Origin of the sequence: Faecalibacillus sp. MSK20_93 (assembly GCF_020589945.1) — a bacterium.
Lineage (GTDB): Bacteria > Bacillota_I > Bacilli_A > Erysipelotrichales > Coprobacillaceae > Faecalibacillus > Faecalibacillus intestinalis.
Map to the genome: position 1 here is coordinate 42816 of NZ_JAJDKA010000008.1, position 20578 is coordinate 63393.

Below are 20578 nucleotides of genomic sequence, written 5' to 3' on the forward strand. Positions count from 1 at the left end.
TAAGGAAAGAGGTGAAGTCATTGTTGAGAGAATTTGATGAACAAGCACAAAAGGCGATTGTGGTAGCTGAAAGTTTATCTTTTGATTTTGGTCATCAAAATGTTGGAAGTGAACATTTATTGCTTTCATTATTAAAGATTCATGATAATCAATTAAAAAGATTATTACAAAAATATGATGTCAATGATACAGCTGTAGAAGAAGATATAAAAAGGTTGTTTGGCACAAATGATGATCAACCTTTTTATATGGAATATAGTCAAAGTGTAAAAAGAATATTAGAGAGAAGTATTGAATACGCTAAAGATAAAAATCAAGATCAAGTGACTTTAAATATCTTAATTATTTCTTTATTAAAAGAAAAAGAATCAGTTGCTTATGAAATATTACAAAAATATCATGTAGATGTAGAAGAAGTTATTTATTTGTTGCAGGAAAAATCTGCTTTTGAAACACCGTTGGATCAAATACCAACACTTGTCAATATTAATAAAAAAGTGAAGACTAAAAAATATAAAATTATTGGTAGAGAAAATGAAATTGATCAAGTATGTACTATTTTATCTAAAAAAGAAAAAAATAATGTTTTGATTATTGGTGAAGCGGGTGTAGGTAAGTCAGCTTTAGTAGAAAAATTAGCAATGATGATCAATCAAGGAAAAGTAGTAGATTCTTTGAAGAATAAGATTATTTATGAACTTTCTTTATCTTCACTGGTTGCGGGTACAAAGTATCGTGGTGAATTTGAAGAGAAGTTTAAAAAGATTATTGATAAAGTAAAAGATTTGGATAATGTGATTATTTTTATTGATGAAATTCATAATGTCATTGGGGCTGGTGGAGCTGAAGGGGCAATTGATGCTTCTAATATTTTAAAGCCTTATCTTGCTAGAAAAGATATGACGGTTGTTGGTGCTACAACTATTGATGAATATTATAAACATTTTGAAAAAGATCATGCAATGAATAGAAGGTTTTCTATTGTCACTTTAAAAGAAAATACAAAAGAGGAAACATTAGAGATATTAAAAGGAATTAAAGGTTATTATGAAAGTTATCATCAAATTAAAATAGATAATGTACTTTTAAAAGAATTAATAGAATTAGTAGATTGTCATATTAAAAATAGAACTTATCCTGATAAAGCGATTGATATCTTAGATTTATCATGTGTTAAAGCTAAATTTTATCATGAAAAAGAACTTACAAAGAATAGAATTGTAGAAACAATTGAAAAGTATTTAAATATTACAATTCATCATCAAATGGATTACCAAAAATTAGAAAAACAATTAAATAAAGATATTTTAGGTCAAGAAAAAGGAATTCATCAGATGATTGAAACATTTCAACATAAACAATTACCTATCTCCTTTTTTATTTATGGACCAACAAGTTGTGGTAAAACATTAACGGCTAAATCCTTAGCTAAATATCTAAATTATCATTATTTAAAATTAGATATGAATCAATATCAAGAAAGCCATTCCCTCTATAAACTTCTAGAAACATATCATGAACAACCAAGTCTTCTTTTATCAACTTTACAAAGTTATCCACATACTGTTTTATTATTAGATCATATTGATCAAGCATGTGAAGAAATTATTCATTTATTTTCACAAATCTTAGATGATGGTTATTATGAAGATCAAGCTAAAAGAAAGATTAGTTTTGAAAATGTTGTTTTTATAATGAGTCAAACATGTACGTCACGTTGTTGTATGGGATTTAAAAAAAGTAGACAAACTAAGTATTTAAAGCATGAATTGTTTGATAAGGTTGATCAAACAATTGAATATCAACCTTTATCTAAAGAAATAATAGAAAAAATTATTCATTTACGTGAACATATTTCTATTGAGAAAATACACAATTTATTAAAAGAGGAACATGTTCCGATTAATCTATCTAAAATGATGAAACAAATTAAACAAATGTCCTAAATAAGGGCATTTGTTGTATTTTATTTACACTAAATTTTATAAAATAATAATACTTTGAAAATAAAATACATTTCCTCTAACAACTCTAGTTTCATGATATAATGACAGTATAATAATCATGAAAATAATGGAGGAAGAAAAGATGACTATTAAATTACCTAAAGATTTCTTTTTTGGTGCAGCAATGTCAGGGCCTCAAACAGAAGGTGCCTGGAATGTAGGTGGAAGATTACGTTCTTATTGGGATATGTATTCTGATCAAGAAATTAATGCTTTCTTTAATAATGTGGGATCATATGTTGGAAATGATATGTACCATAAATATGAAGAAGATATTAAATTATTAAAAAGTTTAAACTTTAAATCATTTAGAACTTCTATGCAATGGACACGTTTATTAGATCAAGATGGTAAATTAAATCCAGAAGGTGCCGCTTGGTATCATAAATTAATCGATTGTGCAAATGAAAATGGAATTGATATTTTCATGAACATGTATCATTTCGATATGCCTGAATATTTAGTAAAACGTGGTGGATGGAAAAATAGAGAAGTTGTTGAAGCTTATGCGAACTTTGTAAAGATTGCAATGGAAGAATTTGGAGATAAAGTAAAATATTGGTTTACTTTCAATGAACCTATTGTAGAACCAGAACAACAATTCTTACATGGTGTTTGGTATCCATATCAAAAAGATTTTAAACAATCAATCAACGTACAATATAATATTACATTAGCTCACTGTCTTGCAGTAGCAAACTTTAGAAAATTAAAAGCAGAAGGTAAACTTTGTGAAGGTGCTAAAATTGGTATGATCAACTGTTTTGCTCCACCTTATACAAAAGAAAATCCATCTCCTGAAGATTTAGAAGCCGTACGTATGACTGATGGATTACACAACAGATGGTGGTTAGACGTTGTTGCTCATGGACATTTACCACAAGATGTTTTAGATACTGTAGAAAACGATTGGAAAGTAGAAATCAATCGTCGTCCTGGAGATGAAGCTATCTTAGCTCAAGGTAAAGTAGATTGGTTAGGATTTAACTATTATCAACCAACACGTGTACAAGCACCCGATAGTAAGTTTGATGAAAATGGTTTACCATGTATTTCTAAACCTTATATTTGGCCTGAAAGAAAAATGAATGTATATCGTGGATGGGAAATTTATCCAAAGGGAATTTATGACTTTGGTATGAAAATTAAAAAGGAATGTCCTGATTTACCTTTCTTTATTTCTGAAAATGGAATGGGTGTTGAAGGTGAAGAAAAATATATGGATGAAAATGGAACAGTTCAAGATGATTATCGTATTGAATTTGTTAGAGATCATTTAGAATGGATTGCTAAAGCTATTGAAGATGGTGCTAACTGTTTAGGATATCATTATTGGGGTGTTATTGATAACTGGTCATGGTGTAACGCTTTTAAAAATAGATATGGGTTTATTCGTGTATGCTTAGATGATGGTTATAAACGTAAAGAAAAGAAATCAGCTGCATGGATTAGAGAAGTTGCTAGAACAAACGAATTTGAATAGTAATAAGGTGTCTACCAAGTGTAGGCACTTTTATTTTTGTCTATAAGAATGAAGTTAAATAAAACATGGAAGATATATTAAAAAGGCTAGAAAAGTATTACCATAAATACATACGCGGGACATTAAATATAAATCAATTTATATTTAATGTTTTTTTTGCGGAAATTGGAGGTTTGAGCGCTTTTTCAAATGCGGAAATTGGAGGTTTGAGCGCTTTTTCAAATGCGGAAATTGGAGGTTTGAGCGCTTTTTCAAATGCGGAAATTGGAGGTTTGAGCGCTTTTTCAAATGCGGAAATTGGAGGTTTGAGCGCTTTTTCAAATGCGGAAATTGGAGGTTTGATGATTGATACAAATGCGATTTTTGGATATACTATGTTTATAGGAGGTATAAATTCATGTTCAAAAGAAAAATATATAATAAAATTAAAGAATGGAAAGATACTTCACAAGGTAAAACAGCTTTATTGATAGAAGGGGCCAGACGTATAGGAAAGTCTACAGTTGTTGAGGAATTTGCTAGAAATGAGTACAAGAGTTACATTCTTATTGATTTTTCTATTGCTTCAAATGAAGTTAAAGAAATGTTTGAGGATATGTCAGATTTAAACTATTTCTTTCTACAATTACAGTTACATTATCATGTGGAACTTGAAAATAGAAATTCAGTTATTATTTTTGATGAAGTTCAGTTATGTCCAAAAGCAAGACAAGCTATTAAATTTTTAGTTAAAGATGGTCGTTATGATTATATAGAAACAGGTTCTCTTATTTCTATAAAGAAAAATGTAAAAGATATTTTAATTCCAAGTGAGGAAAGAAAACTTCAAATGCATCCAATGGATTATGAAGAATTTTTATGGGCTTTAGATGATAAAACAACAATGAGCTTGTTAAAAATGGCTTTTGATAATAAAAAGAAATTAGGGGATCAATTAAATAGAAAACTTATGAGAAGTTTTAGACTTTATATGCTTGTTGGTGGTATGCCACAAGCTGTTAATGAATATATACAAACAAATAATTTTAAAAAGGTAGATGATATTAAAAGAGATATTATTAATCTTTATGAAGATGATTTTAGAAAAATTGATTCTACTGGAAGACTTGCACTTTTGTTTGAAGCGATTCCTTCCCAATTAAACAAAAATACGAAAGGTTTTCAGACAAAGAAAATATTAAATTCTTATAAAACAGAAGATACAACAATTCTAAGTTTAATATCAAAATTAAAAGATTCCAAAACAATATCAGTTGCTTATCATGCTAATAATCCTGAAATAGGTCTTTCTGCATATAAAGATTTAAATCTATTTAAACTTTATATGGCAGATACAGGCTTGTTTGTAACCTTACAATTTAAAGATAGAGATTTTACAGAAAATACAATTTATGAAAAATTACTTAATGATAAGTTATCTACAAATTTAGGATATCTTTATGAAAATGCTGTTGCTCAAATTCTAATAGCTAATGGACATGATTTATTTTATTATACTTTTAAAAATCTTGAACAAAAACGTAATTATGAAATTGATTTTATCATCCCTAAAAAGAATAAAATATGTCCAATAGAGGTTAAATCTTCAAATTATAAAAAACATACATCAATTGATGAATTTTATAAAAAATACTCATCAAGAATTTTAGAAAGATATATCATTCATACAAAAGATGTATCTAAAGATCAAGATATACTATGTTTACCAATTTATTTAACACAATTTATTTTATAAAAAATGATAATTTATGAGTGTATTTTGTAAAAGACTCACTATTTTTTGAAAAAACAGTGAGTTGTATGTATAGAAAATCACTAAATTTAAAAAAAACAGTGAAAAATAATTAATAGATACTTTATTAATGAGATATTTTTCTCATCTAAAAATGAAAGAATATTAGCGGATTATATTTTAAAACATCCAGAAGATATTTTAAAAATGTCATCTAAAGATCTTGGAAAAGCTTGTTTTGTTTCTACAGCAACGGTTTATCGTTTATGTGATAAATTGAATCTTGCGGGATTTTCTGACTTAAAAATAAAGATTACTAGCTCTTTAAATGATTATCTAAAAAGTAATGGAGACTTTAATTTTGATTTTCCTGTTAATCCTTATCAAACGCATTATGAAATTGTTCATAAAATCAAAGAAGATTATGAACAAACCCTTAATCTTACAGCTAATCTTTTTAGTTTAGATCAACTAAGACTCATTGCTTCTGCAATGAAAAAGGCAAAAGTTATTGATATTTATACGTCGGCAGGAAAAATTAATTTTGCTTTAAATTTTCAATTTCAAATGAAAGAAATAGGCGTAAATGTCAATGTTCCTATTGAAGATTACCAACAAAGACTCAGTGCTGCCAGCAGTGATGAAAATCATCTAGCAATCGTGATTACTTTTGGAGGAAGAGGTATTTTATCAGATATACTACCTCGTATTTTAACTAAAACAAAAATCCCTATCGTTTTAATATCTTCTTATGATTATACCTTTAAAGAAGTAGAGGCAGATTATCAATTATATATTTCACCTTATGAAAATCACTATAAAAAGATCTCTTCATTTTCAACAAGATTATCACTTCTTTATATTTTAGATGTTTTATATACATGTTATTTTGAATTAGATTATCAAGAAAATATAGATAAGAAACTTATGTATTATCATAATATTGTTGAAGGAAGTATTAAATGAGAAAAGAATTCTAAATAATAAATGTAAAAAGAGAATTTTTGAGAAAAAAATTCTTTTTTTTATCTCTGAATTCTTTCAAATAGAAAGATTTTCTATGATATTTCTAGGAGGTATTTTTATGAACGTAAAAGCAATTATGTGTGATATAGATGGAACACTTCTTTCAAGTGATGGAGTGGTTACACCTAAAACAGTAGAAATGATTAAAAAAGCAAGAGAACAAAGAATATTATTTGGTTTATCAACAGGAAGAGATGTTAATAGTATTCAAACTTTATTAAAATCATGGGGAATTGATGGTTTAGTCGATATGATTGTAGGTACTGGTGGTGCAGAAATCTACGACTATACTTTAGATCTTGAAAAAGCACAATATCCATTAGATGGAAGATTAATTAAAAGTATTATTAAACATTATGAAGATATGGATTGTAACTTTGCAATTCCTGAAGATGGGATTTTATTTGTGCCTAAAGATGATAAACATATTCAAATGTTATCAAAGGCTGTTAAAATTCCTTATCAAGTGATTAATTATGATGAATTCTTACAAAATCCAAAACCTAAACTAATTATTAATTGTAAACCAGAGGATATGGATAAAATCATTGAAAGATCAAAAACATTCCATAGTGATGAATTTAAATCATCATCTCATAAAACAGCAAGTGTACTTTATGAATATATGGATCCAAGAGTCTCTAAAACAGCAGGACTTATTGAAATCTTAAAACTCCATCATATAGATCTAAAAGAAATTGTGACTTTTGGAGATGCTGATAATGTCTACGATATGACTTTACATGCCGGTGTTGGTGTCGTTATGGCTAATGGGAGTGATAAAACAAAAAGTGTGGCTGATTATATTACTGATGATAATGATCATGATGGTATTGAAAAATTTATTTTAGGAGAACAAAAATGGATAAAGTTATTTTTATTGATATTGATGGAACATTATTAGATTATGAAAACAAATTACCTGCTTCAGCCGATAGAGCTATCAAAGAGGCAAGAAAAAATGGACATCGTGTTTATATTTGTACAGGACGTAGTGAAGTCGAAGTTTATGATTATATTTGGGATATTGGTCTAGATGGGATGATTGGTGGAAATGGTTCTTATGTTAAAGATGAAGATACTGTTGTCATGCATCAATTGATTACCCTTGAACAATGTAAACATATTGTAGATTGGTGTCATTCGAGAAACTTAGAATTTTATCTAGAAAGTAATAATGGTTTATTTGCTTCTAAAAACTTTGAAGAAAAAGGAAATCCAGTGATTAAAGTATATTATCAAAGAAAATGCCAGTGAACAAACTGTACGCACAGTTTTTCCTGAAATGATTTATGGTGGTGAACTATACCGAGATGACTGTAATAAAGTGAGCTTTATTTTAAATAGTTATCAAGATCATTTAGATTCAATTAAAGAATTTCCTGATTTAAAACCTGGTACTTGGGGTGGCGCTGGAGAAATTGCTTTATTTGGTGATTTAGGTGTTAAAGGCATTGATAAAGCGCATGCCATTGATGATGTATTAAATCTTTGTTAAAAGTTTTTGCGCAAGCAAAAGCTTTTTTGTTTGACATCTTTTCTTTAATAGAGATAAGCTTATGTTAAGTAGAGGGTAAAAAAATGGAAATAGAATTAATACAAGATGGTAAGGGCGTTGATTATAATAAGTATCGAGATGTAATAGAGAATGTGAAAGAATCTCTTTTTAGAAGAAATATGGGTAAAGAAACAAAGGAATGGATATATATAAGTAATTTTGTAGGTATTCTTTTTGATAAAAATCGTTTGATTTTATCTTTACCAAAATCAGTTATTATTAAAGAGGATGTTGATAAAGAAACGTTACTTTATAAATATGCAAGATTATTTGATTTATATTTTATGGTTAATGGAAAAAAATGTGATTTTATAGATAAGAATGGGTTTATTGAATATTGGTGTAATCAAGCAATAAAAGAAAATAAAACAACAACAGTGACTCAAGAAATCATCACTTTTAAATTTGAAATGGTTTTTGAATGGATGATAGGAGAATTCTTTCATAATCAAATAAGTATTCAAAAAGGCGATGTTCTTTTTAATAGTCAATTATTAAATAAAGAAATAAATATTAATGATACAAAATATAATACTTATCATTGGAATGCGATAGGCAAACAAAAAAGAGATCATAAACAAAAACAAATTGTCAAAGAAAGAGAAAGTGTTTTTATCAATCAAAATAAAAAGAATATCCCAGATATTGTTTGTGAAAGAATCCTAGAAAATCCTAAATATGAAAGACCACAAAAAAGTTGTTGTATACTTGATGCTAAATATTATGGATGGGATTATGAAAAAGAAGCTTACTATTTACCAAGAAACCTAGACATTTATAAACAATTTTTCTATCAGGAACAATTTCAGCGTATTTATGAAAAGGAAAATGAGACGAATGTAGGTGTTTATAATTTTCTTGTGTTACCTGATTATCTAGGGGATACAAAGGATACAAAATGGGGAATTATAAGACAATGTGCGGTTATAGAATTTGATTATCATCAAAATCAAAAGATTGCTGTTTTACAAGTAGATATTGAGAAACTTGTGGATTTTATTTATAGTGGATTGGATATGAAAGAAGATGTACTCTCTGTTTTTTTAGGTAATAATCGTGTTGTACCGATGATTTATGGTAATGAAAAAGTCTAACTTTAAGCTAGACTTTTTATTTCCATAATTTTTCTGGATAAATACCTTGTTCAATAAGTTCATTAATAGAATCTTGGACTATCTGCTTATCTTCTGGATAAGTAACACCAAACCATTTATCAGTTGTTTCTAATACTTTTACTGAAGCTCTGTTTGTTTTAATTAATTGATCAACAATAATAGGTAATAAATATTCTTTAGTAAGTTCATCTCCACTATCATCTAATAAGAATTCTTTAAAACCATTTTCAAGATAATCAATAAAACAAGGATAACCAGCCCACATATTCATCGAAACGCGGTTATTTTCTTGAATGATGTCTTTGCTTTCTTCTGTATCACAATCAATTGTTCCTTGATTGTTTCTAATAATCCCTTTAGTTTCAATCACTCTATGTAAATAACCCGCTTCATCTTCTACACAAATACCACGAGTAACTGTTCCATTATCACTTAAAGTATTTTTTAAGATAAAACCAGCCATGGCCATGGTAAACTCGCTATTTCTATGACTATCTTCAATTAAAAAATCATGAAGCTTTTTAAAAGCAACTTTTCCATAATAATCATCAGCATTAATAATGACAAAAGGTTCATTAACAATACCTTTACAAGCTAAAATAGCTTGACCAGTTCCCCAAGGTTTTACTCTTCCTTCAGGGACACTACATCCACTAGGAATATGTGTGATTTCTTGATATACATATTCAACTTGAATATGTTGTTGGATACGATTGCCAATAACTTCTTTAAATTCTTTTTCGATATCTTTTCTAATAATAAAAACAACTTTATTAAATCCAGCTTCGATCGCATCATAAATTGAATAATCCATAATGATTTCATCATGAGGACCAATTTTCGCAAGTTGTTTAATTCCTTTTCCATAGCGTGAACCAATTCCAGCCGCCATAATAATAAGTGTTGTATTCATAAAATTCTCCTTTGTCTAAGTTAGATTATATCATATTTCTAGAAATATCTATGTAAATTTTATTATTTTATCACGGTGTGATAAAATAATCATGAGGTGAAAAACATGAACTATAGTTTAATTCTTTTATGTGCTGGAAGTGGCAAAAGAACAGGTTTGAAATATAATAAAATTTTTTATAAAATAAATAATCAAACTGTTTATGAAATGAATATTTCTCATTTTTTAGAGGATAATAGATGTAAACAAATTATTGTTGTAACGAAAGAAAATGAAATAGATGATATAAGAACATTAGTTAATGATTCAAGAATTGAGTATGTTTTTGGTGGTAAAGAAAGACAAGATAGTGTTTATGAAGGTTTACAAAAAGTAAAAGAAAATCATGTCTTTATTCATGATGGAGCAAGACCTTATGTAAGTAAAAAAAGTATTAATGATTTGGTTGAATGTTTAAAAACATATGATGCTGGGTTATTAATGGTTCCTTGTAAAGATACTATTAAAGAAGTTAAAGAGGGTATTGTTGTTAAAACTTTAAAAAGAGAAACTTTGATGCAGGCTCAAACACCACAAGTATTTAAAAGTGAAGATATTAAGGTGGCTTATCAAAAGGCAAAAGATGAAGGATATGTTGCGACTGATGATAGTCAATTATTTGAAAGATATATAGATAAGGATATTAAGGCAGTATTAGGAGATTATAGTAATTTAAAAATTACAACACAGGAAGATTTAAAATGAAAGGTAAGCATATTAGAAAAGAGAAAAAGAGTATAGTTTGGATTTTAATTGCTTTATTTGTTTTAATAGGAGTTATTTTTGGATATTTTCATTTTAAATCTGATGATCAAGAAGATTTAAGTCAATATGAAACAATTGTAGGAACAATTAAAAATGTGGGTGATGAAACATTATTGATAGAAACAAATGATCATCAAAAGTATTTAATTTCTATTGCGGGAGCAATAGAGTCTAATAAAGGTCTTATCAAAGGAAATAGAATATATATTTACTATGAAGGAACATTAGATATAAAAAATAAAGATATCCAAAGTATAAAAGTAAAATCATATAAAGTATTGGAGTAATAAACCTAGAACAATACCTATTAAAGAAGGTATTGTTTCTTTTTTATTTTCAATATTTATATTTTCTTTTTCATCTACTAACATCCATATAGAAACAAAAAACAAATCTACCCACATATCAAGATGTTCAAAAGTCTTACCCACAATAAAAGTAAAAAATGTATATAAAATAGTTTTTAAATACTTTTTTAAATATTCTTTAAATAAGGGAGAATATTTAAAAAGTTTATTAAGATATTTTTGAATAAAAGAAAAATCATTTTTGATTAAATAATGAAATAAAATCATAAAAAATATCCAAAATAAAAATAATAGATAATTCATAATATCACCTCAATATAGCATATGAAAAAAATATGCCTATAAAGGGGTAAAATTACATAAAATAATCATTTTATTATTGCATAAAAGTAAACAATAAGATATAATGGACGAGCATGTAAAGATTATTTTACTGCCTGCTTACTAAAAAGTAAGCCAAAAGACCATAGGAGGTAAAAGAGATGAATAAATATGAAATTATGTTTATTGTAAAACCAGATGTTGAAGAAGAAGCTAGAAATACTTTAATTGAAAACTTCAAATCAATCTTAACTGCTAACGGTGGTTCAGTTGATAATGTCAACGAATGGGGATTACGTGATTTCGCTTACGAAATTAAAGATTACACAAAAGGTTACTATGTTGTAGTTGATGTAACTTGTGCACCAGCAGAAATCGCTGAATTCGAACGTTTATCAAGAATCAACGCTTCAGTTTTACGTCACTTAACTCTTCGTAAATAATTAGGAGGCATTTGACGATGATTAATAGAGTTGTTATGGTTGGTAGAATGACTCGTGATCCAGAACTTAGAAGAACTGGAAACGGGGCTGCAGTTACAAGTTTTACGTTAGCGTTAAATCGTAACTATAACTCTGCAGATGGGCAACAAGCTGATTATATTTCATGCGTTGTATGGAATAAAGTCGCTGAAAATGTTGCACAATATTGTGCAAAAGGATCTTTAGTAGGAGTTGAAGGTAGACTTCGTTCTAGATCTTATGATAATGCTCAAGGACAACGCGTATACGTTACAGAAGTTGTTTGTGACTCTGTTCAATTCTTAGAAACAAGAGCTCAAAGAGAAAGAAACCAAAGTTCTATGAACCAAGGTATGATGAATAATCAATATTCTCAACCTGCTCAACCACAAACAGATAATTTCCAAGATATGCAAACAGTTGAATTAGAAAAAGATTTTGATAATTCATTTAATATCATGGAAGACGATATTCAATTTTAGAAAAGGAGTATATGAACATGGCTTTTAAAAGACAAAGAATGGGTAGAAGAAAAGTTTGTTATTTTAAAAAAAACAAAATTACTTACATCGATTATAAAGATGTTGAATTATTAAAAAGATTTGTTTCAGCTAACGGTAAAATCATTCCTAGACGTGTAACTGGAACTTCTGCTAAATATCAAAGACAATTAGCAGTAGCTATCAAACGTGCTAGACAAATGGGATTATTACCATACGTTGGTGAATAATAACTATTAAAAAACCTTGATGAATTCAAGGCTTTTTTGTTTTTTAAGAACATATTGACATCAATTTGACATCATTTGTATAAATTATTGAGTTTTTCTGATAGTGATTCTTTACTTTCGGCGTATAAATGGCTATATGTTTTTAAAACAGTATCTACCGTATCACCAATTCTATCGGCTACAATGGTTGGACTATAGCCTAAATCTATAAGTAATGAAACATGACTATGCCGAAAAGAATGTAAAGTAAATTCTTCGTTTAGGTTAGCTCTTTTTTGGGCTTTTTTTAATCTATCTCTAATTATTACATAATATTCTTTGAAAATTCTATCATCTTCGTTGAGAATATAATGCTTTTTTAGATATTCTTCTAATTGATCACATAAAAATTGTGGTATATCAACTTTTCGAAAACTGTTTTCGGTTTTAGGAGGACCAATAGTGTCTTTTGCTTTAATGCGTTGATATGATTTATCAATATTAATGATTCCATTTTTTGAATCTATATCTTTGACAGTTAGTGCAAATAGTTCTCCTTTTCTCATCCCTGTAAAATAAAGAATAGTAAAAATGATTTTTACTGTTTCATCCTGACAATTTTCTATTAGTTTATCAAATTCTTCTTTTGTATAAATAACTTTTTCTTTACTTTTGTGTTTTCCTATACTATCAACTGAATTACAAGGATTATTTTTTAGAGAATAGTATTTTTCAGCGTAGTTAAAAATGGCAATGAGTTGTGCATTGATTTTCTTTTGATAGGCAAGAGAAAAATTCATCTTAAGTATTTCGTTTTGCCATAAACGAATGTCAATAGCACCTATTTTATTCATTTTTTTATTTTCAAAATATGGGAGTATATGTTTTTTTATGATGTATTCTTTGACGAGAATAGTTTTAGGCTTAAGACGTGTTGACATATCCTCGTTGTATAAAACTAAAAATTGAGAAAATTTCATTTCGAGTGATTGTTGTTGTGTGGCTAAAAAATCTCTTTCAAACTCTTTAGCTTCCTTTTTTGTTTTAAATCCTCTTTTTCTTTTTTGCTTTTTATTACCGTTACTATCGGTATATCTAAATTGACAAAACCATGTTTTGGTCTTTTCGTCATAATACGTTGGCATTGTTATTCGCTCCTTTTCGTGGTAAAATTGGAGCATGAAAAATGATTGCTGTGGTAGGTAATTCTTTTTCATGCTTTACACTCTAGTTGGCGCTAGGGTGTTTTTTTATTATGTAATCTTATACTTATTTTTGAAATAGTAAGCCAAAGCAACTTTGTACATACCATCAATAGATTCTTCAGTTTCGAATTCGAAATTAAAATCATTATTAGGAAAAAGAATTTTATTAATAATTTGTTTTTTATAATCAGGATTTCTTTCCTTAAACTCGTTGATACATTCTTCGTTCATATATTGTGACTCATAGATGGTTTTTTCATATTGAAATCTAGTATCTATGTCAGTTCTTTCAAGTATATCTAAAATATCCCAACGAATATACTTGAGCTTTTCGTGATCAACTTCAACAAAAGTTTTAGCACGTAGTTCAATAAGTGCATTATAAAAATTATCAAACATGTCATGAACCTTCCAACTTTGTCTATATAACTCCTTACGATGATTATCGAATGTGTCTTTCATATACTCAAATTTTCCAGAATCATAAAGCATGATGCACTCTATTTCTGAGTGATCAATTGGATGAAAATTTCGTTCATATAATGGATCCCTATTTTCTAAGTCAAAGAATACAGATGGATTGATTCCTAATTCTTCAGATATTTGTTTGATAACATCAATTTTAGGTTCACGACCATTTTCGTAATTTTGATAAGTGGTATAGGGTATGTTAAGTTTTCTTGCTAATTCAGCCTTACTATAACCTTTATTCTCTCTTTCGCGTTTAAGTATTTCAGAAAACGTACTCATATTTCCTCCTTTCATTACACATTATAGGTAAATTTAGGGTTTATGTAAATATGATTTACCTAAAATAAGTAATAAATTACTCAAAATAAATAAAAATATGTTGAATATTAACCTAAATATGGTAATATTTGAGTGTAAGGTGACTTGAAATAGGTTGTTTACATAAGAGATGGAGGTGGAAAAAGATGTATATTAGTTCAGTTAAAATAAAGATTATTCTAGCAAAACAACAAATGAGTTTAAGACAGTTTTGCAAAATAAACAACCTAGCTTACAGTACAGTAATAGGCTTAATGAACAAAGAGAGAATAGGTAATTTACGTACAGTAGAAAAAATTGCACAAGCTTTAGGTGTAAAAATTTATGAAATATTGGAGGAGAAATAATTATGGAAAATAAAAGTGCGTATGTAAATGCTCATGAAGTATCTCAGTTATTGGGAGTAAGCCAAAGTAAAGCGTATCAAATCATAAAAAAGATGAATGATGATTTGAGAGAAGATGGTTATCTTACAATAGCTGGAAAAGTTTCCAGAGCATACTTTAATGAGAAATGGTATGGTGCAAGTAATGAGTGAATTAAAAAATAATGCATTAAATTATGCAAAAAAAGGATTTAAGATTTTTCCTTTAAAGCCAAATACAAAAGGAGAACAAGTGTTAGAATCGTGGAAATACGAGTCTACTACGAATTTGAATCAAATAGATTATTGGTGGAATAAAAATCCAAACTATAACATTGGTTTAGTTACTGGTAATGGTTTGTTGGTAATTGATATTGATGTTAAAAATGGAAAAGATGGATTACAAAGCATAAAAAAACATGGAAAAGGATTACCTACCACAGCAATTATTAAAACTCCTTCGGGAGGATATCATCTTTATTACCATGTTAATAAGACAATCAGTAATCGTGTTAATCTTTATGATGGCATAGATATAAGAGGAGATGGTGGCTACGTTTTAGGAATAGGTAGTAAAACAGATAAAGGAATATATATGCTTTATAAAGATGTTCCTATTGCAAATGCAAATGAGAAAGTTTATGAGTTTATTGAACAACAAAATAAAAAAGAAAAGTATGTAGAGAACTCACAACAAGTTAATGAAGGTGGAAGAAATGATTATTTATTTCGAATTGGGTGTTATCTTCAACAAAAAGGATTGAGTAATAGGACTATTCAAAAAAGTCTGGAAATTGAAAATGAAGAAAAATGTAACCCACCACTAGAAACAAAAGAAGTGATGCAAATTATTGAAAGTGTTTTTCGATATCATAAAGGATATATTGAAATAAAGAATAGTAAAAACTATGAAGGAACATATACTGTAACTGAGTTATTGGAATCAAAAGATCAAGAAGAATTGGATATTGTAGAAAATATGATTTCAATTGGTCTTACTTTATTTGGCGCACCTCAGAAAATGGGAAAAACATTTTTTTGTTTACAGTTATGTGATGCAGTTTCAAATGGAAAAGAGTTTCTTGGAAAAAAAGTTCAAAAAGGAACAGCTCTTTATTTAGCGTTTGAAGATAAGAAATTAAATATTAAAAAAAGACTTCAAACGATGCAAATTGAAAAACAAAATCAATTTATTATCGACATATTAAAACCAAATGTACATTATGACGTTGAAGAACGTATCAAAAGAGAACTGACTATTCATAGTAATTTAAAAATTGTTGTTATTGATACCTTTGCAAAAATAAGAAATTCAAAAGATAGAGATTATGAAAGTGAATATGAGGAAGCAACATTCTTTCATGAGTTAGCTTATAAATATCATATAGCGATTATTCTAGTAACACATGTTAGAAAAGAAATAGATATCAACCATCCATTTGATGCGATTTATGGAAGCAGAGGTTTGACTGCTGGATCAGATAGCATTCTCGTAATGTTTAAGAAAAATCATTTATCAAAAAATAGACAACTTGCTATTCAAGGAAAAGATATTCCAGATGATGAGATTACTTTATATATGAATGATTTTCAAGTTTTAGAATTGGGAGAAAATGATTTTGATGACGATGTAGATGAAAATTTAGTTAAAGTAATAAATTATATTGTCAAAGAAAAAACGTTTATAGGAACTCATGAAGAATTGTGTTCTAAATTACAACTTCCAATTCTTCATAGAAAACTACAATCTATTTTAAGTAAGAATGTAGATTTGTTAGAAAAGACATACATTACTTATGAAAGATTACAGAGAAAGAAGAATGCTCGTCTTATTAAATTAACTTATCAAGAGGATGATAGCTTATAGAAAGGTGACGGTATGACGTTTAAAGGGAATAAATTGATAATCGTCACACCGTCACACAATATTTAATTTAAGAAGATAAATTATTTAAGATTTTTGTATCAGCAAGCAACGTATTTTGTGCCCAAAATACAATCACAAGTTGGCAGCGCCAACTAAGAAAGAAGGTCGAATATGAAAAGAAATCATGAAATTAAAGTAAGATTGAATGATGATGAATTTAATGATTTGAATGGAAAAGTTATTAAAAGTAAACTTAGCCGAGAAGAATATATCAGACGTTGTTTTTCAAAATCATTGATTAAAGAACCTCCTGATCTTGATTACTTTCGTTTAAAAAATGAATTCAATCATATAGGGAATAATCTCAATCAGATTGCAAAATCATTAAATACTTATGAACAAGTTGATATACATTTTATAGAGATAACTGTTAATGAATTAAGAAACATGATTAAGAATTTAGAACAAGAAGTAAGAGGTGTTTAAGGCAGTTACTTCAATTTGGTGTGTTAAAGATCGACTTGATCACGTTGTTCATTATGTAGAAGATGAAGAAAAAACAGTGGATGCAGTTATAGATTATGTGAACAATGATAATAAAACAAATGAGAAAAAGTACGTTACTTGTATCAATTGTGATTCATTTGATCCATGCAAATCAATGATGAATACAAAGAAGTTCTTTAATGATCATAAACAGATCATGGCATTTCATGGGTATCAATCATTTGAACCTGGAGAGGTAAGTAGTGAAGTTGCACATGAAATAGGTGTTAAACTTGTTGAAGAATTATATGGTAATCGCTTTGAAGTTGTTGTCGCAACACATGTAGATAAGAACCATATTCACAATCATTTTCTTTTAAATTCAACTTCATTTGTGAATGGAAAAAGATTTTGTAATACCAAAAAAGATTATCAAATGTTAAGAGAAACATCTGATAAGTTATGTTTAGAATATGGTCTATCTGTTATAAAAAATCCAAAAAAATATACAAAGAAAGTAAATCAATATATCTTAAAATCGTTTATGAATGAAATAAAAAGAGATATTGATGCAACAGTTTTAGAATGTGCAAGATATGTAGAATTTAATGCAGTTATGCACAATAAAGGTTATTCATTCGGTGAAATAAATGATGAACCAGTTATTTATCATCCTTATTGTGAAGAACCGATTTATATAAAATCACTTGGTAATCAATATCATAGAGAACAAATAAAAGAACGATTAACAACAAAAGTCATTCCATTTCAAAATATGGAACAAAACAAATATTACTACCAATGCAAAGATTATTATCGACAATATAGACAAAAGAAACTTCCACAACTTGCTGGAATGTATGTAGCACGTTTAGTTTATTTGAATATACTTCCTCAAGTAAAACAAAAATTATCTAAGGAAACAAGACGTGAATTAAAGAAATTAGATCAATATACCAATGATATTGAATTACTAGCAAAAAATAAGATAGAAGATATTACTCAGTTAGATTCTTATCAAGAAAACAAACAAGATGAACTAGACTATCTCATTAAACAAAGACAACAATGTTACTACTACAGACGAAACTCAAAAGATGAAGATGAAAAAGAAATGTGGTCAACTAAGGCTAAAGAATTTACACCACAAATTAAAAGCTTAAGATTTGAAATCAAATCATGTAAGCGAATAAGAGAAAGAAGTATTCAAAAAGATATAGAAAAATTAGCGATGAAGAAAATAAAACAAAGAGAAAGCAGGGATGAAAGATGAAAGAAATAGAATATATTCAAGTTGGGGATTATCAATTACCAAACTTAAAAGTAGAAGAAATGCATTTAAATCGCTTTGGAAGAGCAAAGCTAGATTATTTAAAGAAACATGATTATGGACTATATTTCAAATTACTTACAAAAAATGAATTAAAAGATTATCTGTTAAAAGTACAAAAAGAAGCTGATGATTTATATGACAGATTGGTTGAAGAATATAAAGTCAAATGGAATGTTACTGAAGAACTTAAAAAAAAGAATCAAATTAAATGGGTCTTAATGATGAATAACATTAATAATTGTGTATATGAAATTATTAATAAAGAGATTATTAAAATTTAGGATAGTATAAAATAAAAACCAATTCGGATTATCTATGAATTGGTTTTTATTTGGTTACCCTTTTATTTTTTTTAATGCTAAGATAAATTTCCAGATGGGCTACATGTGAGTGTGACAGTTCTTGTAACGGTTACGCCTGGTGCATGTCCTGTAACACTAGCTATGGCTTTGTTGCCACTTTTTGAAGCTTTTTTATTACTTAATGACCACATAGAAGATGGCTTTGTTGTACTTACAGTAGCTTTTGTACAAGTACATGAAGAACCATTATAAGAAAAAGTTCCAGTTACCGAAATAGACCACATAACTTCTCCAGATGCATTTTTGTATTTTTCTGTTTTTGTACCGCTCTTGCTGCTTCTTGCTAATGTATTTATGTTTGAAACAATTGTTGTTTCAATATAATCACCATTTGATAAATATTCGATACTCATGTTTTCTTCAAGAGCATTTACTGGAATGATGGTAGTAATCATCATAAATGCAATGAAGATAGATGTAATTATTTTTTTCATAGTTTCCTCCATTTTTTAATTATCAGAAATGGTTGTTTCAATTTCATATATGATGGAATTTTTAGCATCTTGCATATAGCTGTACCAAAGAACCCCAAACCAAATCGCTAAAATTGTGCAGATTACTGAGAAGAATATAAGAAATTTTTGTAAAATTGTCTTTAATTTCATTCTTTTAATAAGATCGTTTTCATCGCTGCTTTGTATATATTCTACAACAATGTCTTTAGGTTCTCCAAATTGTTGAACAATATCGTCGTATGAACATTGTGGGTGATCATCTAAATATTCATTTAAGTGTTTTTTTAATTCACTTACATAAAATTTTTCCTTTTTAGTATGCATAGGCATAATTGTCCAAATATTTTTAATATATTTTTTAATATTATTCATAAGCTTCCCCCAAAGATTCTTTAATAACATTGTGAATACCATCAACAGCGTTATTAAACTCATTAATCATTTCTGATAATTTTTCTTTACCTTTTTCTTCTATGTGATAATAAACTCTTACCTTACGGTCGATTACTTTTTCGTAATTTGAAATATAATTCTCATCTTGTAATTTATACAAGATAGGATACATGGTCCCTTCCTTAATATCTATTAATTCATGGGAATATGTTTTAATTTGCTTTGTAATTTCATAACCATAACAATCTTGTTTGGCAATTATACATAGAAGTAACATATCTAATTTAAAAAAATTATTTTTTCTAGCCATATTAATACTTCCTTAACGTTAAGATAACTATATTATAATATACATTTAAAAAACATCAATACATAGATAAACTATGCACAAACAATATAATATGTGTTACTATATAAATGTGAAAACGTTTTCAAAAAATAGAGAGAAAGGAAAAAATAATATGAAAAAAAAGAAACAAACATTACTTAAATTGATTAGTTCTTTTGCGATCATTGGTATGTCAATAACTGGAATATATGCAGCATCCTATAGTTATACACAAAGTGATACTGTTAGTTCAAGTGTTGGCTCAGCAAAAGTAAAATGCTCAGCTACCTATTATAGTAGTGGAAATACAAGATGGAATAGATCATGGGGAACTGTTTCTACAAATGGACTTAAAGCAACTTATATTTCTTCTACTATGACGATACCTTCAGATCCGTATATGAATACAACAGGGACAATTTCGATGACAAATTATAATTACAAAACTGCTAACGCAAAAAAAACATTTAAGTATAAATTCGATGGTTCTAAAGTTGTAGGTAATTATTAACAAAATCAGATACTTAAGTCATTAAGTATCTGATAAATTTTCTTCATAG

General features: G+C 27.9%; 28 protein-coding genes. 21 read left to right on the plus strand and 7 right to left on the minus strand.

The window, feature by feature from the left end; translation table 11 throughout:
• Positions 1–23: 23 nt before the first annotated feature.
• The 9 genes from LJD34_RS16370 (at position 24) to LJD34_RS04245 (ending at position 8899) form a co-directional block, all read left to right on the plus strand.
• Positions 24–1946 carry an AAA family ATPase gene (locus LJD34_RS16370; protein ID WP_264474782.1) on the plus strand — a complete coding sequence of 641 codons (1923 nt, stop codon included), beginning with the start codon at positions 24–26 and terminating at the stop codon, positions 1944–1946.
• A 142-nt stretch (positions 1947–2088) separates the two neighbouring features.
• Complete coding sequence (locus LJD34_RS04210) at positions 2089–3489, plus strand: glycoside hydrolase family 1 protein (RefSeq protein ID WP_227359258.1); 1401 nt, start codon at positions 2089–2091, stop codon at positions 3487–3489.
• Positions 3490–3554: 65 nt separating this feature from the next.
• Positions 3555–3959, plus strand: a complete 405-nt coding sequence (locus LJD34_RS04215) for a hypothetical protein (protein WP_227359259.1) — start codon at positions 3555–3557, stop codon at positions 3957–3959.
• Positions 3887–5224: an ATP-binding protein gene (locus tag LJD34_RS04220; protein ID WP_227359260.1), complete on the plus strand. Its 1338-nt coding sequence runs from the start codon at positions 3887–3889 to the stop codon at positions 5222–5224. The genes LJD34_RS04215 and LJD34_RS04220 overlap by 73 nt, the downstream gene beginning before the upstream one ends.
• A 132-nt stretch (positions 5225–5356) precedes the next feature.
• The gene (locus LJD34_RS16590; protein WP_318532710.1) at positions 5357–6187 is read left to right on the plus strand and encodes a MurR/RpiR family transcriptional regulator; all 831 of its coding nucleotides are present in this window, start codon (positions 5357–5359) and stop codon (positions 6185–6187) included.
• Positions 6188–6305: 118 nt separating this feature from the next.
• The gene (locus LJD34_RS04230) at positions 6306–7151 is read left to right on the plus strand and encodes a Cof-type HAD-IIB family hydrolase (RefSeq protein WP_227359261.1); all 846 of its coding nucleotides are present in this window, start codon (positions 6306–6308) and stop codon (positions 7149–7151) included.
• On the plus strand, positions 7109–7504 hold the full coding sequence (locus LJD34_RS04235; protein ID WP_227359262.1) for an HAD hydrolase family protein: 396 nt from the start codon (positions 7109–7111) through the stop codon (positions 7502–7504). Before LJD34_RS04230 ends, LJD34_RS04235 begins: the two co-directional genes overlap by 43 nt.
• Before the next feature lie 70 nt (positions 7505–7574).
• Positions 7575–7745: a hypothetical protein gene (locus LJD34_RS04240; protein WP_227359263.1), complete on the plus strand. Its 171-nt coding sequence runs from the start codon at positions 7575–7577 to the stop codon at positions 7743–7745.
• 83 nt (positions 7746–7828) lie between these two features.
• Positions 7829–8899, plus strand: a complete 1071-nt coding sequence (locus tag LJD34_RS04245) for a hypothetical protein (protein ID WP_227359264.1) — start codon at positions 7829–7831, stop codon at positions 8897–8899.
• 16 nt (positions 8900–8915) lie between these two features.
• Here the strand turns inward: LJD34_RS04245 and LJD34_RS04250 are convergent, their stop codons facing one another.
• On the minus strand, positions 8916–9833 hold the full coding sequence (locus LJD34_RS04250) for a nucleotidyltransferase family protein (protein ID WP_032091010.1): 918 nt from the start codon (positions 9831–9833) through the stop codon (positions 8916–8918).
• A 105-nt stretch (positions 9834–9938) separates the two neighbouring features.
• Here LJD34_RS04250 and ispD point away from each other — a divergent pair, with 105 nt between their 5' ends.
• Together ispD and LJD34_RS04260 are read left to right on the plus strand one after the other, a co-directional pair.
• Complete coding sequence (ispD, locus tag LJD34_RS04255) at positions 9939–10577, plus strand: 2-C-methyl-D-erythritol 4-phosphate cytidylyltransferase (protein WP_227359265.1); 639 nt, start codon at positions 9939–9941, stop codon at positions 10575–10577.
• Positions 10574–10924, plus strand: coding sequence for a hypothetical protein (locus LJD34_RS04260; protein ID WP_032091008.1), 351 nt, complete (start codon positions 10574–10576; stop codon positions 10922–10924). Before ispD ends, LJD34_RS04260 begins: the two co-directional genes overlap by 4 nt.
• On the opposite strand, the gene LJD34_RS04265 is transcribed toward LJD34_RS04260, so the two are convergent.
• On the minus strand, positions 10904–11248 hold the full coding sequence (locus LJD34_RS04265) for a hypothetical protein (protein ID WP_022001177.1): 345 nt from the start codon (positions 11246–11248) through the stop codon (positions 10904–10906). The two genes, LJD34_RS04260 and LJD34_RS04265, sit on opposite strands and share 21 nt — an antisense overlap.
• A gap of 179 nt (positions 11249–11427) precedes the next feature.
• Between LJD34_RS04265 and rpsF the strand changes: the two genes are divergently transcribed.
• From rpsF to rpsR, 3 genes are read left to right on the plus strand one after another with little or no spacing between them, the layout of a single operon-like run.
• The gene (gene rpsF, locus LJD34_RS04270; protein WP_022001178.1) at positions 11428–11709 is read left to right on the plus strand and encodes a 30S ribosomal protein S6; all 282 of its coding nucleotides are present in this window, start codon (positions 11428–11430) and stop codon (positions 11707–11709) included.
• Positions 11710–11726: 17 nt separating this feature from the next.
• Positions 11727–12209, plus strand: coding sequence for a single-stranded DNA-binding protein (gene ssb / locus LJD34_RS04275; protein ID WP_022001179.1), 483 nt, complete (start codon positions 11727–11729; stop codon positions 12207–12209).
• Positions 12210–12226: 17 nt separating this feature from the next.
• A complete protein-coding gene (gene rpsR, locus LJD34_RS04280; RefSeq protein ID WP_227359266.1) occupies positions 12227–12457 on the plus strand; it encodes a 30S ribosomal protein S18 in 231 nt (76 codons plus the stop codon).
• Positions 12458–12528: 71 nt separating this feature from the next.
• On the opposite strand, the gene LJD34_RS04285 is transcribed toward rpsR, so the two are convergent.
• Both LJD34_RS04285 and LJD34_RS04290 read right to left on the minus strand, forming a co-directional pair.
• The gene (locus LJD34_RS04285) at positions 12529–13581 is read right to left on the minus strand and encodes a site-specific integrase (RefSeq protein ID WP_158548220.1); all 1053 of its coding nucleotides are present in this window, start codon (positions 13579–13581) and stop codon (positions 12529–12531) included.
• Between the two features lie 108 nt (positions 13582–13689).
• The gene (locus LJD34_RS04290; protein WP_032091005.1) at positions 13690–14391 is read right to left on the minus strand and encodes a helix-turn-helix domain-containing protein; all 702 of its coding nucleotides are present in this window, start codon (positions 14389–14391) and stop codon (positions 13690–13692) included.
• Between the two features lie 185 nt (positions 14392–14576).
• On the opposite strand from LJD34_RS04290, the gene LJD34_RS04295 reads away from it, so the two are divergent.
• The 6 genes from LJD34_RS04295 (at position 14577) to LJD34_RS04320 (ending at position 18761) form a co-directional block, all read left to right on the plus strand.
• A complete protein-coding gene (locus tag LJD34_RS04295) occupies positions 14577–14777 on the plus strand; it encodes a helix-turn-helix domain-containing protein (protein ID WP_117574420.1) in 201 nt (66 codons plus the stop codon).
• 2 nt (positions 14778–14779) lie between these two features.
• On the plus strand, positions 14780–14968 hold the full coding sequence (locus tag LJD34_RS04300; protein WP_032091002.1) for a hypothetical protein: 189 nt from the start codon (positions 14780–14782) through the stop codon (positions 14966–14968).
• Positions 14949–16661: a bifunctional DNA primase/polymerase gene (locus tag LJD34_RS04305; protein ID WP_227279286.1), complete on the plus strand. Its 1713-nt coding sequence runs from the start codon at positions 14949–14951 to the stop codon at positions 16659–16661. Before LJD34_RS04300 ends, LJD34_RS04305 begins: the two co-directional genes overlap by 20 nt.
• 171 nt (positions 16662–16832) lie before the next feature.
• Positions 16833–17147, plus strand: coding sequence for a plasmid mobilization protein (locus LJD34_RS04310; RefSeq protein ID WP_117782592.1), 315 nt, complete (start codon positions 16833–16835; stop codon positions 17145–17147).
• Positions 17140–18420 carry a relaxase/mobilization nuclease domain-containing protein gene (locus tag LJD34_RS04315; RefSeq protein WP_227359267.1) on the plus strand — a complete coding sequence of 427 codons (1281 nt, stop codon included), beginning with the start codon at positions 17140–17142 and terminating at the stop codon, positions 18418–18420. The genes LJD34_RS04310 and LJD34_RS04315 overlap by 8 nt, the downstream gene beginning before the upstream one ends.
• On the plus strand, positions 18417–18761 hold the full coding sequence (locus LJD34_RS04320; protein ID WP_032090999.1) for a TnpV protein: 345 nt from the start codon (positions 18417–18419) through the stop codon (positions 18759–18761). Before LJD34_RS04315 ends, LJD34_RS04320 begins: the two co-directional genes overlap by 4 nt.
• Before the next feature lie 77 nt (positions 18762–18838).
• Here the strand turns inward: LJD34_RS04320 and LJD34_RS04325 are convergent, their stop codons facing one another.
• The 3 genes from LJD34_RS04325 to LJD34_RS04335 are packed head-to-tail and all read right to left on the minus strand — an operon-like array spanning position 18839 to position 20000.
• On the minus strand, positions 18839–19276 hold the full coding sequence (locus LJD34_RS04325; protein WP_032090998.1) for a hypothetical protein: 438 nt from the start codon (positions 19274–19276) through the stop codon (positions 18839–18841).
• A 15-nt stretch (positions 19277–19291) separates the two neighbouring features.
• A complete protein-coding gene (locus tag LJD34_RS04330) occupies positions 19292–19669 on the minus strand; it encodes a DUF6120 family protein (protein ID WP_117575404.1) in 378 nt (125 codons plus the stop codon).
• Complete coding sequence (locus tag LJD34_RS04335) at positions 19662–20000, minus strand: PadR family transcriptional regulator (protein ID WP_117575406.1); 339 nt, start codon at positions 19998–20000, stop codon at positions 19662–19664. Before LJD34_RS04335 ends, LJD34_RS04330 begins: the two co-directional genes overlap by 8 nt.
• Positions 20001–20151: 151 nt before the next feature.
• Here LJD34_RS04335 and LJD34_RS04340 point away from each other — a divergent pair, with 151 nt between their 5' ends.
• On the plus strand, positions 20152–20529 hold the full coding sequence (locus LJD34_RS04340; protein WP_032090995.1) for a hypothetical protein: 378 nt from the start codon (positions 20152–20154) through the stop codon (positions 20527–20529).
• The last annotated feature ends 49 nt before the right edge of the window (positions 20530–20578 follow it).

What these genes read in the sequence shown, in the direction of transcription:
- LJD34_RS04210 (WP_227359258.1), top strand. Translation starts at nt 2,089, where the DNA reads ATGACTATTAAATTACCTAAAGATTTCTTTTTTGGTGCAGCAATGTCA.
- LJD34_RS04215 (WP_227359259.1), top strand. Translation starts at nt 3,555, where the DNA reads ATGGAAGATATATTAAAAAGGCTAGAAAAGTATTACCATAAATACATA.
- LJD34_RS04220 (WP_227359260.1), top strand. Translation starts at nt 3,887, where the DNA reads ATGTTCAAAAGAAAAATATATAATAAAATTAAAGAATGGAAAGATACT.
- LJD34_RS04230 (WP_227359261.1), top strand. Translation starts at nt 6,306, where the DNA reads ATGAACGTAAAAGCAATTATGTGTGATATAGATGGAACACTTCTTTCA.
- LJD34_RS04235 (WP_227359262.1), top strand. Translation starts at nt 7,109, where the DNA reads ATGGATAAAGTTATTTTTATTGATATTGATGGAACATTATTAGATTAT.
- LJD34_RS04245 (WP_227359264.1), top strand. Translation starts at nt 7,829, where the DNA reads ATGGAAATAGAATTAATACAAGATGGTAAGGGCGTTGATTATAATAAG.
- LJD34_RS04250 (WP_032091010.1), bottom strand. Translation starts at nt 9,833, where the DNA reads ATGAATACAACACTTATTATTATGGCGGCTGGAATTGGTTCACGCTAT.
- ispD (WP_227359265.1), top strand. Translation starts at nt 9,939, where the DNA reads ATGAACTATAGTTTAATTCTTTTATGTGCTGGAAGTGGCAAAAGAACA.
- LJD34_RS04260 (WP_032091008.1), top strand. Translation starts at nt 10,574, where the DNA reads ATGAAAGGTAAGCATATTAGAAAAGAGAAAAAGAGTATAGTTTGGATT.
- LJD34_RS04265 (WP_022001177.1), bottom strand. Translation starts at nt 11,248, where the DNA reads ATGAATTATCTATTATTTTTATTTTGGATATTTTTTATGATTTTATTT.
- rpsF (WP_022001178.1), top strand. Translation starts at nt 11,428, where the DNA reads ATGAATAAATATGAAATTATGTTTATTGTAAAACCAGATGTTGAAGAA.
- ssb (WP_022001179.1), top strand. Translation starts at nt 11,727, where the DNA reads ATGATTAATAGAGTTGTTATGGTTGGTAGAATGACTCGTGATCCAGAA.
- rpsR (WP_227359266.1), top strand. Translation starts at nt 12,227, where the DNA reads ATGGCTTTTAAAAGACAAAGAATGGGTAGAAGAAAAGTTTGTTATTTT.
- LJD34_RS04285 (WP_158548220.1), bottom strand. Translation starts at nt 13,581, where the DNA reads ATGCCAACGTATTATGACGAAAAGACCAAAACATGGTTTTGTCAATTT.
- LJD34_RS04290 (WP_032091005.1), bottom strand. Translation starts at nt 14,391, where the DNA reads ATGAGTACGTTTTCTGAAATACTTAAACGCGAAAGAGAGAATAAAGGT.
- LJD34_RS04295 (WP_117574420.1), top strand. Translation starts at nt 14,577, where the DNA reads ATGTATATTAGTTCAGTTAAAATAAAGATTATTCTAGCAAAACAACAA.
- LJD34_RS04300 (WP_032091002.1), top strand. Translation starts at nt 14,780, where the DNA reads ATGGAAAATAAAAGTGCGTATGTAAATGCTCATGAAGTATCTCAGTTA.
- LJD34_RS04305 (WP_227279286.1), top strand. Translation starts at nt 14,949, where the DNA reads ATGGTGCAAGTAATGAGTGAATTAAAAAATAATGCATTAAATTATGCA.
- LJD34_RS04310 (WP_117782592.1), top strand. Translation starts at nt 16,833, where the DNA reads ATGAAAAGAAATCATGAAATTAAAGTAAGATTGAATGATGATGAATTT.
- LJD34_RS04320 (WP_032090999.1), top strand. Translation starts at nt 18,417, where the DNA reads ATGAAAGAAATAGAATATATTCAAGTTGGGGATTATCAATTACCAAAC.
- LJD34_RS04325 (WP_032090998.1), bottom strand. Translation starts at nt 19,276, where the DNA reads ATGAAAAAAATAATTACATCTATCTTCATTGCATTTATGATGATTACT.
- LJD34_RS04330 (WP_117575404.1), bottom strand. Translation starts at nt 19,669, where the DNA reads ATGAATAATATTAAAAAATATATTAAAAATATTTGGACAATTATGCCT.
- LJD34_RS04335 (WP_117575406.1), bottom strand. Translation starts at nt 20,000, where the DNA reads ATGGCTAGAAAAAATAATTTTTTTAAATTAGATATGTTACTTCTATGT.
- LJD34_RS04340 (WP_032090995.1), top strand. Translation starts at nt 20,152, where the DNA reads ATGAAAAAAAAGAAACAAACATTACTTAAATTGATTAGTTCTTTTGCG.